Source organism: Pseudomonas sp. LBUM1647 (assembly GCF_059716175.1).
Map to the genome: position 1 here is coordinate 6727241 of NZ_CP166809.1, position 15059 is coordinate 6742299.

General features: G+C 59.8%; 16 protein-coding genes. 7 read left to right on the top strand and 9 right to left on the bottom strand.

Annotated features, from left to right (window positions below):
* The first annotated feature begins 382 nt into the window (after positions 1-382).
* Together ACA059_RS31145 and ACA059_RS31150 are read left to right on the top strand one after the other, a co-directional pair.
* Positions 383-778 (top strand): DUF6124 family protein, encoded by a 396-nt coding sequence (locus ACA059_RS31145; RefSeq protein WP_497632155.1) that lies wholly within the window; start codon positions 383-385, stop codon positions 776-778.
* Positions 779-1061: 283 nt separating this feature from the next.
* Positions 1062-1427, top strand: coding sequence for a DUF2388 domain-containing protein (locus tag ACA059_RS31150; protein ID WP_497632156.1), 366 nt, complete (start codon positions 1062-1064; stop codon positions 1425-1427).
* Between the two features lie 154 nt (positions 1428-1581).
* Here ACA059_RS31150 and ACA059_RS31155 read toward each other — a convergent pair whose 3' ends face one another.
* The 3 genes from ACA059_RS31155 to ACA059_RS31165 form a co-directional block, all read right to left on the bottom strand.
* Positions 1582-1857 carry an HU family DNA-binding protein gene (locus ACA059_RS31155; RefSeq protein ID WP_003213368.1) on the bottom strand — a complete coding sequence of 92 codons (276 nt, stop codon included), beginning with the start codon at positions 1855-1857 and terminating at the stop codon, positions 1582-1584.
* Positions 1858-2049: 192 nt separating this feature from the next.
* Positions 2050-3198: an NAD(P)/FAD-dependent oxidoreductase gene (locus tag ACA059_RS31160; protein WP_201184625.1), complete on the bottom strand. Its 1149-nt coding sequence runs from the start codon at positions 3196-3198 to the stop codon at positions 2050-2052.
* Between the two features lie 20 nt (positions 3199-3218).
* Positions 3219-3386 (bottom strand): rubredoxin, encoded by a 168-nt coding sequence (locus ACA059_RS31165; protein WP_007954349.1) that lies wholly within the window; start codon positions 3384-3386, stop codon positions 3219-3221.
* A gap of 201 nt (positions 3387-3587) precedes the next feature.
* Between ACA059_RS31165 and ACA059_RS31170 the strand changes: the two genes are divergently transcribed.
* Positions 3588-4151 carry a chorismate--pyruvate lyase family protein gene (locus tag ACA059_RS31170; protein WP_497632157.1) on the top strand — a complete coding sequence of 188 codons (564 nt, stop codon included), beginning with the start codon at positions 3588-3590 and terminating at the stop codon, positions 4149-4151.
* Positions 4151-5041 carry a 4-hydroxybenzoate octaprenyltransferase gene (gene ubiA, locus ACA059_RS31175; protein WP_497632158.1) on the top strand — a complete coding sequence of 297 codons (891 nt, stop codon included), beginning with the start codon at positions 4151-4153 and terminating at the stop codon, positions 5039-5041. The genes ACA059_RS31170 and ubiA overlap by 1 nt, the downstream gene beginning before the upstream one ends.
* 62 nt (positions 5042-5103) lie before the next feature.
* On the opposite strand, the gene ACA059_RS31180 is transcribed toward ubiA, so the two are convergent.
* Complete coding sequence (locus ACA059_RS31180; protein WP_462020521.1) at positions 5104-5496, bottom strand: COG4315 family predicted lipoprotein; 393 nt, start codon at positions 5494-5496, stop codon at positions 5104-5106.
* A 153-nt stretch (positions 5497-5649) separates the two neighbouring features.
* Between ACA059_RS31180 and phoB the strand changes: the two genes are divergently transcribed.
* The 3 genes from phoB (at position 5650) to ACA059_RS31195 (ending at position 9171) form a co-directional block, all read left to right on the top strand.
* Positions 5650-6339: a phosphate regulon transcriptional regulator PhoB gene (gene phoB, locus ACA059_RS31185; RefSeq protein ID WP_046045002.1), complete on the top strand. Its 690-nt coding sequence runs from the start codon at positions 5650-5652 to the stop codon at positions 6337-6339.
* Between the two features lie 81 nt (positions 6340-6420).
* Positions 6421-7707, top strand: a complete 1287-nt coding sequence (gene phoR, locus ACA059_RS31190; protein WP_219732363.1) for a phosphate regulon sensor histidine kinase PhoR — start codon at positions 6421-6423, stop codon at positions 7705-7707.
* A gap of 123 nt (positions 7708-7830) precedes the next feature.
* On the top strand, positions 7831-9171 hold the full coding sequence (locus ACA059_RS31195) for a hemolysin family protein (protein WP_497344821.1): 1341 nt from the start codon (positions 7831-7833) through the stop codon (positions 9169-9171).
* Positions 9172-9330: 159 nt separating this feature from the next.
* Here the strand turns inward: ACA059_RS31195 and ACA059_RS31200 are convergent, their stop codons facing one another.
* The 5 genes from ACA059_RS31200 to pstA all read right to left on the bottom strand — a co-directional run bounded on the left by ACA059_RS31200 (position 9331) and on the right by pstA (position 15050).
* A complete protein-coding gene (locus tag ACA059_RS31200) occupies positions 9331-10227 on the bottom strand; it encodes a peptidoglycan DD-metalloendopeptidase family protein (RefSeq protein WP_497632159.1) in 897 nt (298 codons plus the stop codon).
* Positions 10228-10449: 222 nt separating this feature from the next.
* On the bottom strand, positions 10450-11400 hold the full coding sequence (locus tag ACA059_RS31205; RefSeq protein ID WP_129439905.1) for a response regulator: 951 nt from the start codon (positions 11398-11400) through the stop codon (positions 10450-10452).
* Positions 11401-11567: 167 nt separating this feature from the next.
* Positions 11568-12329, bottom strand: coding sequence for a phosphate signaling complex protein PhoU (phoU, locus tag ACA059_RS31210; protein ID WP_008150055.1), 762 nt, complete (start codon positions 12327-12329; stop codon positions 11568-11570).
* Between the two features lie 71 nt (positions 12330-12400).
* On the bottom strand, positions 12401-13234 hold the full coding sequence (gene pstB, locus ACA059_RS31215) for a phosphate ABC transporter ATP-binding protein PstB (RefSeq protein ID WP_497296692.1): 834 nt from the start codon (positions 13232-13234) through the stop codon (positions 12401-12403).
* A gap of 145 nt (positions 13235-13379) precedes the next feature.
* Positions 13380-15050 (bottom strand): phosphate ABC transporter permease PstA, encoded by a 1671-nt coding sequence (gene pstA, locus ACA059_RS31220; protein WP_497632160.1) that lies wholly within the window; start codon positions 15048-15050, stop codon positions 13380-13382.
* Between the last annotated feature and the right edge of the window lie 9 nt (positions 15051-15059).

Genomic DNA, 15059 nt, shown 5'->3' on the forward strand with positions numbered 1-15059 from the left:
TTTCTTGCCAACATTTCCGATAGCCAAACACCGCTCGACAGCGCTTGTTTAAAACGGCTCAAGGTTACTTCCTGCAAGCTACAACACCTTGCGTCGTTGCCTACAGCTACGCCAGAATCCGCCGGCTTGTGCGCCTTAGCCTTGGCCTCTATCGTTTCCCTGCCACTGCCCATCAGTGGTCGGGTTTAGTCGCCCGTCGTTGCTAAGTCGCATAGTTCCAATTGGTCAGGTATCCCATCCCTGTACTTATGGTGGCTGTGCGCAGGGCACTCTTGGGTGCGCCGATTTCTTAGCTCGTCGGTCGACTAACCTGTGCACAGCTGCCTCCCATTCGTTTAGTCGCGAACTGGTTGCAGCCTCACTCAAGAGAGAGAGCTAAGACATGTTCAAGGTAACTCCAAATCCGCCGGACACCGATCCGGTCTCCCCCTACGAAAGCCCCGACTCAAACAAACTCAACGAAGCCGCCGAGCGCGCCCTCGACCATCACTTCCCGCCAGCCGACCCCAAACCACCGAAACGCATCGGCCAGCTCTTCAGCGTCTGCCCGGGTATCAACCCTGAAACCCTTCTCGCCAATGCCTCGGAAGATTTGCTGTCCATCAGCGCCATCGCCGCCAACCTCGCCGATGATGTGGACGGCTCACGCCGCTCCGTAGCCTTGGCGCTCAGCCGCATGGCTGACGGCGTGCATTTGTTGGTGGAGCGAATGCTGGATCATCTGGATGAACCCGAGATGGCGGCGATTTTCGCCAAGCAACAAAGCAAAGTCAGCTAATTCACCAAGTCGTAAAGCAACCCCGATGAGTGTGTTCCTCGCCATCGGGGTTTTTCTCGTCACGGTGCCCTGCACACAGCTGGGAGCACAAAAACCAACACAATTACCTTCTCTGTTTCCGGAACACTTGTAGGACGCGTCCGGTTTGGTCTCCTTGGGCTTGAAGTGCCTATCTGCTTCGGTAGTTTGCACAAGCACTCTCAATGCTGAGTCGGTGCGGCACGTCGCTTATGGCTGCGCGCTCACGCTTAGGGCGACCACAGACAGGGAGTTCAACCAGATCATGACTACTCGACGCAATAAAAAATGGACTGTGGCCTTCGGGAGCGTATGGGGGGCCATGATCACACTCGTAGGTAGCGACTCTGTTCGGGCTGAGCCTACTTATACCCCCTCGTCATTCACTGGATACGGGTTGCTCATCACAACGGTCGGACCGTTTATTACGACAACGAACGACATCAAAAAAGGCTTTTCCAAACTCTACATTCAGGCAGTGAAAGACGATGCCGCCGCTTATATCGCTACCGACGGCGACCTCGATGGATCCGTACTTGAATCTGCATGGCGCGCGCACCTGGAGCAGCAAGCTGATTTTCGGCCAAGCAAGAAAGAGTTTGCCCACATGGTATTAGCTACCTATGGTTGAACAGCCGAACGCAGGCTTCGCCAGCTGCTACACGGATCGCGTCTTGGCTTAACTGATTGGCGTTACCCTCGCCCCATAAAAAAATGGGCACCCAACCTCGTTGGCGTGCCCATTTTTTATCCCGCTCACCCGCTACGCGGGAAGTCGGTGCGTGTTACGGATTAACGCTGTCTTTCAACGATTTGCCTGGCTTGAACGCAACAGTGTTGCTGGCCTTGATTTTGACGGGCTCACCGGTTTGCGGGTTTTTGCCGGTGCGGGCACCGCGGTGGCGTTGCAGGAAGGTACCGAAGCCCACCAGCGTAACGCTGTCCTTGCGGTGCAGAGCGCCGGTGATTTCTTCGAGAACGGCGTTGAGAACGCGGTTGGCCTGCTCTTTGGTGAGGTCTGCTTTTTCAGCAATTGCAGCGGCGAGTTCTGGTTTACGCATTAGTGAAGCCCCTTTGACGGTTTTTTGTTGTTATGTCCGTGCTGTTCTCGTTGGAACAGCGCCCAAAGCGCCGCAGGTGCTCTACTCTGCGGCAGACGGGAGTGAGGATGGCACGCAGCGAAGAGCCGCGCCAGTCTCGACGCGACCTTTGTAAGGGCAAAAGAGGGGTGATTCCGACAGAACGACCGGTATTTACGCCAGCAGTGCCGGAAGCTCTTTGTTCAGGGCCAGTTTTTCCATCACCGCCGCGCCTGTCAGGGCATAACCCAGCAGTTTGCCGCTGGCATCGCGGCACAATACCTTGATGTCCGCGCCCTGCCCTTCGACTGTCCAGACGCCTTCCAAACCCCGTGGTGGCGGTGAAACCACCAGTGGGCAGACCGGCGTTTTAACGGTGATGGGCATCGGGCCATAACTCACCGCCGTCGGGTTTCCGGCGAGGGTCTGAGCCAGCGCTCTCGCACAGCTCATGAGGGGCATGACGTACAACAGATTCAGCCCATCGACTTCGGCGCAGTCGCCCAAGGCATAGATATTGGCGTGGGAGGTTTTCAGCTGACGATCGACCACCACCCCGCGATTGACCTGCACACCGGCCGCAGCCGCCAGGTCGATGCGCGGACGCAGACCAATAGCCGACACCACCACATCGCAAGGGATCACCTGGCCATCGGACAGATGCGCTTCCAGTCCATCAGCAACTCGCTGCAAGCGATTGAGCACCGGCCCCAAGTGGAAGCGTGCGCCCAGGCTTTCCAGCCCGGCCTGGACCGCAGCGGCTGCCGCCGGATGCAGCAGGGTCGGCATGACCTGCTCGCACGGTGCAACCAGTTGCACCTCGTAGCCGCCAAGGATCAGGTCGTTGGCGAACTCGCAACCAATCAGGCCGGCGCCCAGTAACAACACTCGACGCTTGCCGGCCGCCGCTGCGCGAAAGCGCGCGTAGTCTTCCAGGTCGTTGATCGGGAAAACGGCGTCAGCCGCATCGCCTTCGATCGGCACTCGCACGGTTTCCGCGCCCCAGGCGAGGATCAGGTCACGGTAAAACACCGCTTCCTCACCGATCCACAAGCGCTTGTGGCCAGGATCGATGCCGCTGATGCGCGTGTGAGTACGCACTTCGGCCTTCAATTGCTCGGCCATGGTGCCGGGTTCGGCCATGCTCAGGCCGTCGGCGTCTTTGTTTTTTCCGAATCCGGTGGAAAGCATCGGCTTGGAGTAGGAGCGTCCGTCATCGGCAGTAATCAGCAGCAGCGGGGTTTCGCCATCGAGTTTGCGAAACTCCCGGGCCAGGTTGTAGCCAGCCAGCCCGGTGCCGACGATCACGACAGGTGCGTTCATTCCTTACTCCTCTAAATGTCTTAGTTGATTTCGATCATTTCAAAATCCATCTTGCCCACGCCGCAGTCCGGGCACAGCCAGTCTTCCGGCACGTCCTGCCACAGGGTGCCCGGCGCAATGCCGTCATCCGGCCAGCCGTCGGCTTCGTTATAAATCAGGCCGCAGACCACACATTGCCACTTTTTCATTCACGTACATCCTCAAGATTCAGGCTTTTGCCGGCGCGAACGGTCAATGGTTGGAGCGCTGCCGTTCGGCTCAGGGGCGTTTTGTACTGATCGGGCCCGGCAGATGCAAGCCTGTTCGATGCAACGGCTGGCCGGATCAATCAAAATCGCCAGCTGACATGGTAAGCTCGCCGCCTCATTTGCTGCCAATAATGACTCACTGTGCCGCACTCAAAATCCCCCGCCGCGACCCCGCTTTGGCTCCCTCGAAGCCAACTGATGCCCCTCCCCGACACGTCTACCCTCGACTGGCTGTTCGACGAAGGCTCTTTGACCCGACGGCTGATCCGTCTGTCGAATGACGGCTTCAGCGTCACGCCACTCTTCGAAGGCTGGCAATCACTGCGCGCCGACGAATGTGCTGCGCTGGACCTGGCCGAAGGCAGCGAGGGCTGGGTGCGCGAGGTGTATCTGCGCGGCCACGGCGAAGCCTGGGTATTTGCGCGCAGCGTTGCGGCGCGTAGCGCGTTGCAGGGCGACGGTCTGCACATGGACGAATTGGGCAGCCGCTCCCTGGGCGAATTGCTGTTTTGCGATCAAGCGTTCCAGCGCCGCGCTATCGAGGTTTGTCACTATCCTCAGGAGTGGCTGCCGATGGAGTCCCGGGCACCTGAGCTGTGGGGCCGGCGTTCGCGTTTCGACCGCGGCGCCTTGAGCGTGCTGGTGGCCGAAATTTTCTTGCCGACCTTGTGGAACGCGACCCGCGCCCATCCGGAGAATTGCTGATGTACCAGAGCCTGCTCAAGTCCCTGAATCGCTTGAATCCACGGGCCTGGGATTTCATTCAGCTGACGCGCATGGACAAGCCGATCGGCATTTACCTGCTGCTGTGGCCGACGCTGTGGGCCTTGTGGATCGCTGGTAAAGGTTCACCGTCACTGGCCAACGTCGTGATTTTCGTCCTGGGCGTGGTGCTGACCCGCGCCGGCGGCTGCGTGATCAACGATTGGGCAGACCGCAAGGTCGACGGCCACGTGAAACGCACCGAACAGCGGCCATTGGTGAGCGGCAAGATAAGTTCCAAAGAAGCGCTGGTGTTCTTCGCACTGCTGATGGGCGTGAGTTTCCTGCTGGTGCTGTGCACCAATGCGGCAACGGTCTGGCTGTCGTTCGGTGGTTTGGCACTGGCCTTCACTTACCCGTTCATGAAGCGCTACACCTATTACCCGCAAGTGGTGCTGGGCGCGGCGTTCTCCTGGGGCATGCCAATGGCGTTCACTGCCGAAACCGGTGAACTCCCGGCGGCGGCGTGGTTGCTGTGGATCGCCAATCTGCTGTGGACGGTGGGCTACGACACCTACTACGCCATGACCGACCGCGACGACGACTTGAAGATCGGCGTGAAATCCACGGCGATTCTGTTTGGCGAGGCGGACCGGGTGATCATCCTGACCCTGCAAGGGTTGGCGCTGGGTTGCCTGCTGCTGGCCGGGTCAAAATTCGAGCTTGGCGGCTGGTTCCACCTCGGATTGCTGGCGGCGGCGGGTTGTTTTGCGTGGGAGTTCTGGTACACCCGTGGCAAGGACCGGATGCGTTGCTTCAAGGCGTTTCTGCACAACCACTGGGCCGGGTTGGCGATATTTGTCGGGATCGTGCTGGATTACGGGCTGCGTTGATGGGCACGCTTTTATGTAGCAGCTGGCGCAGCCGAACGCAGGCTTCGCCAGCTGCTACAGGTTTACATTTTCGGCCCGGAGTTGGTGATGACGTGCCAGACGTCCTTCATTTTGTCACCAGCCTTGTCTCCCGGTTTCGCGTCCTTCACGAAGTAGTACAGCGGTTTGCCCTTGTAGGCCCACTGCATCGTGCCGTCGTCACGCTTGACGATTGTCCAGTCACCTTCGGCCTTGGCACCCGCTTCCGCCTTGAACGGCGGCCAGTTATCCGCGCACTGGCCGGTGCACACAGACTTGCCACCCGTGTCTTTGTCGAAGGTGTACAGGGTCATGCCCTTGTGGTCCGCCATCACACCTTCTTTCATCATCACAGGCTCAGCCGCGAAGGCCATTGATGGCAACGCCAAGGCTGCGGTCAGCATCAGAGCCTTGAAGGATTGCGAGTATTGCTTCATGGAAACCTTCCTTTTGTGGTTGTCAGGATTCGGAATTAGAGCTTAGTTCAGGATCACGACAATCGCAGGGCGACTAAAATACTGTCACACGACTGCAATAATTCCGTTATCTAATGCGGCGCAAGACAGTTAAATGACAAGAGGATTAAAGGCATGGTTGGCAGGAGCATTCTGATCGTCGACGACGAAGCGCCCATTCGCGAAATGATCGCCGTTGCGTTGGAAATGGCCGGCTATGACTGCATGGAGGCTGAGAACTCGCAGCAGGCCCACGCCATCATTGTCGACCGCAAGCCGGACCTGATCCTGCTCGACTGGATGCTGCCCGGCACGTCCGGCATCGAGCTGGCCCGACGCCTCAAGCGCGATGAGCTGACCGGGGACATCCCGATCATCATGCTCACCGCCAAGGGCGAAGAGGACAACAAGATCCAGGGCCTGGAGGTCGGCGCTGACGACTACATCACCAAACCCTTTTCACCACGTGAGTTGGTTGCGCGCCTGAAGGCCGTGCTGCGCCGTGCCGGTCCAACCGATGGCGAGACGCCGATCGAAGTCGGCGGCCTGCTGCTGGACCCGATCAGCCACCGCGTGACCATCGACGGCAAGCCCGCCGAGATGGGCCCGACCGAATACCGTCTGCTGCAATTTTTCATGACCCACCAGGAACGTGCCTACACCCGCGGCCAGTTGCTGGATCAGGTCTGGGGCGGCAACGTTTATGTCGAAGAGCGCACCGTCGACGTGCACATCCGTCGCCTGCGCAAAGCCCTCGGCGATGCTTACGAAAATCTGGTACAAACCGTGCGCGGCACCGGTTACCGGTTTTCCACCAAGGCCTGACCCGGACCTTTCCCGCCCGACAAGCTGACAAGGACGCGCGTTCAAGTGAACCAAAACTGGCATGGCACCCTGATCCGCCACATGCTTTTGCTGGTGACCGGTTGTCTGGTGATCGGCCTGATTACCGGCTATTACGGCTGGAGCCTCGCCGCGGGCCTGGGCCTTTACCTGGCCTGGACCCTCAAGCAACTGCTGCGTCTGCACGAATGGCTGCGCCTGCACAAACCCGATGAAGCACCGCCCGATGGCTATGGCCTGTGGGGCGAAGTGTTCGACAGCATCTACCACCTGCAACGTCGCGACCAACGTGTGCGCGGGCGATTGCAAGCAGTGATCGACCGAGTCCAGGAATCCACCGCCGCGCTGAAAGACGCGGTGATCATGCTCGACAGCGACGGCAACCTCGAATGGTGGAACCGCGCCGCCGAAACCCTGCTCGGCCTCAAGACCCCGCAAGACAGCGGCCAACCGGTCACCAACCTCGTCCGCCATCCGCGCTTCAAGGAATACTTCGAGCAGGACAGCTACGCCGAGCCGCTGGAAATCCCGTCACCGATCAATGATCGCCTGCGCATTCAGCTGTACATCACCCGCTACGGCAACAACGAACACTTGATGCTGGTGCGCGACGTGACGCGTATCCATCAACTGGAACAGATGCGCAAAGACTTCATCGCCAACGTCTCCCATGAACTGCGTACGCCGCTGACGGTGATCTGTGGCTATCTGGAAACCCTGCTCGACAACGTCGAGGACGTGAACCCGCGCTGGTCCCGTGCCTTGCAGCAGATGCAGCAGCAAGGCGGACGCATGCAGACGTTGCTCAACGATTTGCTGCTGTTGGCCAAACTGGAAGCCACCGATTACCCGTCGGACAACCAGCCGGTGGCCATCGACGGCTTGCTGCAATCGATCAAGAGCGACGCTCAGCAACTGTCCGCCCAGCGCAATCAGAAGATCACGCTGGAAGCCGACCCGACGATTCTGCTCAAGGGCAGCGAAGCCGAGTTGCGCAGCGCGTTTTCCAATCTGGTGTTCAACGCGGTGAAATACACCCCGGCCGAAGGCAATATCCGTATTCGCTGGTGGGGTGATGAGCAAGGCGCACACCTGAGCGTGCAGGACTCTGGCATCGGCATCGACAGCAAACACTTGCCGCGCTTGACCGAACGCTTCTACCGCGTCGATTCCAGCCGCAACTCCAACACCGGCGGCACCGGGCTTGGGCTGGCGATCGTCAAACACGTGCTGCTGCGCCACCGCGCGCGGATGGAAATCAGCAGTGTGCCGGGCCATGGCAGCACCTTTACCTGCCATTTTGCGCCGGCCCAGGTCACCAAATCCCGGGTCATCAGCGCCACCGACTGATACCGGCCGGCACGCGCCACTAGTCAATCACTTGGTCAGCCGCTACATTGGCTGACTTGCGCCTGCCCTTCAGGCGCACTTTTTTCTTTCCTTTCGAATACACGGAACCCGCAAAACTCCATCATGGACCCTTCCCCTGGCTTGACCCTCGCGACACTCTTCGCCGATTTCGGCATGATTCTTTTTGCTCTGATCCTGGTTTTGCTCAACGGTTTTTTCGTTGCGGCGGAATTTGCCATGGTCAAATTGCGCTCGACCCGGGTCGAAGCCATCGCTGAAAAAAACGGCTGGCGCGGACACATCCTGCGCACCGTTCACAGTCAGCTCGATGCTTATCTGTCGGCGTGCCAATTGGGTATCACGCTTGCGTCCCTTGGTCTTGGCTGGGTCGGTGAACCGGCGTTCGCGCACATCCTCGAACCGCTGCTTGAAGCCGTCGGCGTGCAGTCGGCCGAAGTGATCAAAGGCGTGTCGTTCTTCGCCGCATTCTTCGTCATCTCGTACCTGCACATCGTGGTCGGTGAGCTGGCCCCAAAATCCTGGGCCATCCGCAAACCCGAACTGCTGTCGCTCTGGACCGCCGTGCCGCTGTACCTGTTTTACTGGGCGATGTATCCGGCGATTTACCTGCTCAACGCCAGCGCCAACACGATCCTGCGGATCGCCGGCCAAGGCGAACCCGGCCCTCATCACGAGCACCATTACAGCCGTGAAGAACTGAAACTGATCCTGCACTCCAGCCGTGGCCAGGACCCGAGCGATCAAGGCATGCGCGTTTTGGCCTCGGCGGTTGAAATGGGCGAGCTGGAAGTGGTCGACTGGGCCAATTCCCGGGAAGACCTGGTGACCCTGGAATTCAACGCACCGCTGAAGGAAATCCTGGCGATGTTCCGTCGCCACAAATTCAGCCGTTATCCGGTGTACGACAGCGATCGTCAGGAGTTCGTCGGCCTGCTGCACATCAAGGATTTGCTGCTGGAACTGGCGGCTTTGGACCACATTCCCGAGTCGTTCAACCTCGCCGAACTGACCCGGCCGCTGGAGCGGGTTTCGCGCCATCTGCCGCTGTCGCAGTTGTTGGAACAGTTCCGCAAAGGCGGCTCGCACTTCGCCCTGGTCGAAGAAGCCGATGGCAACATCATCGGCTACCTGACCATGGAAGATGTGTTGGAAGTACTGGTCGGCGACATTCAGGACGAACACCGCAAGGCTGAGCGCGGGATCCTGGCGTACCAGCCGGGCAAGCTGCTGGTACGCGGCGACACGCCGCTGTTCAAGGTCGAGCGCCTGCTGGGCATCGATCTGGACCACATCGAAGCCGAGACCCTCGCCGGGTTGGTCTACGAAACCCTGAAACGGGTGCCGGAAGAGGAAGAAGTGCTGGAAGTCGAAGGCTTGCGGATCATCATCAAGAAGATGAAAGGGCCGAAGATCATTCTGGCCAAGGTGTTGATGCTGGATTGATCAGGAGCTGGCGGGCTTTTGTGGAGAGGGGATTTATCTGTGGCGAGGGGATTCATCCCCGTTGGGTCGCGAAGCGACCCCGCTTTAACCAGCAGCTTTGGGACGGCTTCGCCGTCCAACGGGGATAAATCCCCTCGCCACAATTAATCGCCATCACCTTCACTGTTTGCCGAGCGCAAAGTTCGGCAGGCTGCCCACCGGTTGATTGAACTGGTACGGAATCGACACCAGCCCCAACCCGGTATTGCGCTGCACCACGAAATGCAGGTGCGGCCCGCTGCTGTTGCCGGTATTGCCCGACAAGGCCAGCGCACTCCCCACCGACACCCGTTGCCCCTCGCGAACGCTCACCGAACCTTGTTTGAGGTGCAGATACACGCCCATCGTCCCGTCATCGTGCAGCACCCGCACGAAGTTGCCCGATGGGTCTGTACCGCGCCCGGTCTGGGCATTCTCGGTTTTCACCACCACCCCGCCTCGCGCCGCGATGATCGGCGTGCCTTCGGGCATGGCGATGTCCATGGCGTAGCGGTTCTTGGGACCGAAGTGGCTGTATTGACCGTTGGCCCCCTGACTCAGCCGAAACGGTCCGCCACGCCACGGCAGCGGGTATCGATAGGCCATGGCGGCCCCTGAGGGGTCGCCCAGGGAGTATTCAAATTTTGGGGTATACGCGAGCGGCCTTTCGGGCTGCGTGGCCGTGAGCAGCGCCAGACGAATACTGCTGCGTGCCGGCATCACCCGGCGAATCGGTCGGCTCGGCGCACCACTGACGTTCTTCAGCCCGCCGAAGCTCAACTCGATTTCTACCGGCGCATACAGGTCATTGCGCACGTAAACGCTGTCCACGCCCTTCTTCTTCGTGATGACGACGTACACCTGGCGCTCAAGATTCTCGACCATGCGATCACGAAAAACGAACACCTTGGAGCCTGTCGTGGGGCGGTCGCTGTAGGAGACCACGCCATTGGCGTCGGTGGACTTGTAGATGGTCATGGCCATGGCCGCGGTGGACGCCATGAACAGACCACAGAAAAACAGCAGGCGCGCGAGCATGGGCAGGATTCTGTCGAGTAAGGCCTGGGTAGGAGCCTAGCAGCTGCAATGGACCCGGGTAGTCGGCAGATGTTTCAAAATGGGCCGTTCAGCGGATGTGCGGTGACTCTGATGGCCCCTTCGCGAGCAGGTCGGATCGCCGCACCGTCGCTCCCACATTGGAATGCATTTCAAATGTGGGAGCGAGCCTGCTCGCGAAGGCGGCCTGTCAGGCGATGAAGATTACGCGCCTGGAACGAAATGCTTCTGCGCCGTACCACGTGCTATCAATCGGGAGATGTAATCGAGCTTCTGCGCATCCTGGTCGACGAAGCGGAAGGTCAGTTGCAACCAGTCGCTGTCGGGCTTCGGCTCGTGGGCGACGATGGCGTGCAGGTAGCCGTTCAGACGGGCGGTTTCGGCGTTATCGCCCTGCTCCAGGTCGAGCACGGCGCTGTCGAGAACTTGCGGCAGAGTGTCGGTGCGCTTCACTACCAGCAAGGCTTCCTTGAGACTCAAGGCCTTGATCACACATTGCTGAATGCCGTTCGGCAGGCGCAATTGGCCCTGGCCACGACCGCCCGTTGGCGCTGCGGAGGACGCTGGAGGCTTGATCGGTGGGCTGTTGAGCAGACCGCGAGACGGAGCAGCCGCCGGGGCCGGGGCGGCGGCGACAGGTTTGGCGAACGGGTTGACCGGCGCCGCGGCGGGTGCGACCACGGCAGCCTTGCCGCCGGTCAATGCGCTCAGGGAGTCGTTGCCGAACGCCGAGTTCATTTTGGTCGGGGCGCTGTTCATCAAAGTGTCGAGCTTGCCGACCTTGTTCAGGGCCTGCTTGACCTTGGTCAGCAACTGCTCGTTGGTGAATGGCTTGCTGACGTAGCCGGAAACGCCGGCCTGGATCGCCTGGACGACGTTCTCTTTATCGCCCCGGCTGGTCACCATCACGAACGGCATGGTCTTGAGGTTGTCCTGCTCGCGGCACCAGGTCAGCAATTCCAGGCCGGACATTTCCGGCATTTCCCAGTCGCACAGGACCAGGTCGAACGCTTCCCGTGCCAGCAAGGCCTGAGCCTTTTTGCCGTTGACCGCGTCTTCGATCCGAATCCCCGGGAAGTAGTTGCGCAAGCACTTCTTCACCAGGTCACGAATGAACGACGCGTCGTCCACGACCAACACACTGACCTTACTCATCCATCACCCCTTTAAAAAATCCCGGCAAGCATACCGCTTTGCTGATGGCACATTGCCAAAAACCTTCAGTCACGCCGGGACTTTTCGTTCGCGGGTGCTGCTTTCGAATTCATCAACCACAAACAAAAACGCCCGGCCAAAAGGCCGGGCGCTTTTCTCAGGCAATCTTACTTATCGTCAGCTTTGCCCGGAACATTAGCGGTTTCGCCACTTGTGCCTTCAACTTCTTCTTTCATGCGTTTGAGGCCCAGGTGCCGCACGTCGGTGCCGCGCACCAGGTAAATCACCAGCTCCGAGATATTGCGCGCGTGGTCGCCGATCCGTTCCAGCGAACGCAGCACCCAAATGATGCTCAAGACACGCGAGATAGAGCGCGGGTCTTCCATCATGTAGGTGGCGAGCTCGCGCAACGCGGTTTTGTATTCGCGGTCGATGATCTTGTCGTACTGGGCCACCGACAACGCCAGGTCGGCGTCGAAGCGGGCAAAGGCGTCCAGCGCATCGCGAACCATGTTGCGCACCTGGTCGCCGATGTGGCGAACCTCGACGTAACCTCGCGGAGCTTCGCCTTCTTCACACAACTGGATGGCGCGACGGGCGATCTTGGTCGCTTCGTCACCGATGCGCTCCAGGTCGATCACCGACTTGGAGATGCTGATGATCAAACGCAAGTCCGACGCTGCCGGCTGACGACGGGCCAAAATGCGCAGGCATTCTTCGTCGATGTTGCGTTCCATCTGGTTGATCTGGTCGTCGATCTCGCGAACCTGCTGGGCCAGGCCAGAATCGGCCTCGATCAGCGCGGTCACCGCGTCGTTGACCTGCTTTTCCACCAGCCCGCCCATGGCCAGGAGGTGGCTGCGCACTTCCTCGAGCTCAGCGTTGAACTGCGCGGAGATGTGATGGGTAAGGCCTTCTTTGCTAATCATGTTGGCGTCCTTGGAGCGTCCGGTAAGGTGCGGTGGACCGCAGCGTCAGTTCAGTGAGCAACAACAGCTTCCTAGCCGTAGCGACCCGTGATGTAGTCTTCGGTCTGCTTCTTCGCCGGATTGGTGAACAGGGTGTCGGTGTCGCCGAATTCCACCAGTTTGCCCATGTACATGAACGCCGTGTAGTCGGAAACCCGCGCGGCCTGTTGCATGTTGTGGGTCACGATGACGATGGTGAACTTGGATTTCAGTTCGTAGATCAGCTCTTCGACTTTCAGCGTGGAGATCGGGTCGAGTGCCGAGCACGGTTCATCGAGCAGCAGCACCTCCGGCTCCACGGCGATGGTGCGGGCGATCACCAGACGTTGCTGCTGACCACCGGACAGGCCAAGTGCCGACTCGTGCAGACGGTCTTTGACTTCGTCCCACAGCGCTGCGCCTTTCAACGCCCACTCGACGGCTTCGTCGAGGATGCGCTTCTTGTTGATGCCCTGGATGCGCAAGCCGTAGACCACGTTTTCGTAGATGGTTTTCGGGAACGGGTTCGGCTTCTGGAACACCATGCCGACGCGACGACGCAGCTCGGCCACGTCTTCGCCCTTACGGTAGATGTTGTTGCCGTAGAGGTTGATTTCGCCTTCTACGCGGCAGCCGTCGACCAAGTCATTCATGCGGTTGAAGGTGCGCAGCAGCGTGGACTTGCCGCAGCCGGACGGGCCGATGAAGGCGGTCACGCGCTGTTTCGGGATGTTCAGGCTGACGTCGTACAGCGCTTGTTTGTCGCCGTAGAACAGGTTCAGGCCCGGCACTTCGATGGCCACGGTTTCCTGTTCAAGACTCAGGCTCTGTTTGTCGCGGCCCAGGGCAGACATGTTAATGCCGTGGGTATGTGCTTCGTGCTGCATGGGAGGCTCCCTGTGCTAACAAATTCGGTTCGGTTTTTGTGGGAGCCAGCCTGCTGGCGATCAGCCGGGGTCGCGCTCGACCAACGCGGTCAATCTGTAAACCGCGGTGATGCCATCGCCAGCAGGCTGGCTCCCACATAAGAAATCAGCTATCCAGCGCTTTGTATTTTTCGCGCAGGTGGTTACGGATATAGACGGCCGACAGGTTAAGTGTGGCGATCACCAGCACCAGCAGCAGCGCCGTGGCGTACACCAGCGGCCGTGCGGCCTCGACGTTCGGGCTCTGGAAGCCGACGTCATAGATGTGGAAGCCCAAGTGCATGATCTTCTGGTCCAGGTGAAGGTACGGGTAGTTGCCGTCCAGTGGCAGCGACGGCGCCAGTTTCACCACACCCACCAGCATCAGCGGCGCCACTTCACCGGCGGCGCGAGCCACGGCGAGGATCATGCCGGTCATCATGGCCGGGCTGGCCATCGGCAGCACGATCTTCCACAAGGTTTCAGCCTTGGTCGCTCCGAGGGCCAACGAGCCTTCACGCACGGTGCGAGGAATCCGCGCCAAGCCTTCTTCGGTGGCCACAATCACCACCGGTACCGCCAGCAATGCCAGGGTCAGCGAGGCCCAGAGCAGACCCGGTGTACCGAAGGTCGGCGCCGGCAGTGCTTCAGGGAAGAACAACCGGTCAACCGAACCGCCGAGTACATAGACGAAGAAGCCCAGACCGAACACGCCGTAAACAATCGCCGGAACGCCCGCCAGGTTGTTCACCGCGATGCGGATAATACGAGTCAGCACGTTCTGCTTGGCATATTCGCGCAGGTAAACCGCTGCCAATACGCCGAACGGTGTAACGATCATCGCCATGATCAACGTCATCATCACGGTGCCGAAAATCGCCGGGAAGATCCCGCCTTCGGTGTTCGCTTCACGCGGGTCGTCGCTGAGGAATTCCCAGACCTTGCTGAAGTAGAAACCGATCTTGGTCATCGTGCCCATGGCGTTCGGCTGGTAGGCGTGAACCACTTTGCCGATGTCGATCACGATCTCTTTGCCGTTCGCATCGCGGGCCGTCAGGCTGTCGCGGTTGAACTGGGCATGCAGGTCGGCAAGACGTGCCTCGATGTCCTGATAACGTGCGTTCAGCTCGGCGCGCTCGGACTCCATGTCCGCTTGTGCGGTGGCGTCGAGGGTGCCGGCCAGTTCCAGTTTGCGACCGTGCAGACGGATGCGTTCGAGACCGGAGTTGATCGCGCCGATGTCGACTTTTTCCAGGGTCTTGAGCTGTGCCGCGAGCTGGTTGACGCGAGCCACACGGGCCTGCAACTCAGGCCAAGCGGCCTCGCCTTCAGCGATGACCTTGCCGTCCTGTTTGACGTTGACCAGGTAACCGTAGAAATTGCCCCACTCGCGACGCTCGATAGCCATCAGCTCAGGTGGAGTTTTCTGGTTGGTCAGCCACTCGCCGACGATCCAGGTGAAGTCGTTGCCGTTCAAGTCACGGTTGCCGACCTTGATCAGCTCGCGGGTCATGAACTCCGGGCCCTGATCGGGCACCGGCAGGCCAGCACTTTTCAGGCGCTCGCGCGGCACTTCTTCTTTCTGCACCACTTCGCCGATGACGAGGTGGTTGGCCTGGCCCGGCACGTCGTAGCTGGCGTGGATCAGATCCGCCGGCCAGAAGTGACCCAGACCGCGCACGGCAATCACCGCCAGCAGGCCAATGGTCATGATGACCGCGATGGACACCGCGCCACCGCTGATCCAGACGCCGGGGGCGCCGCTCTTGAACCATCCATTCAGGGAGTTCTGTTTCACAGACTTCTA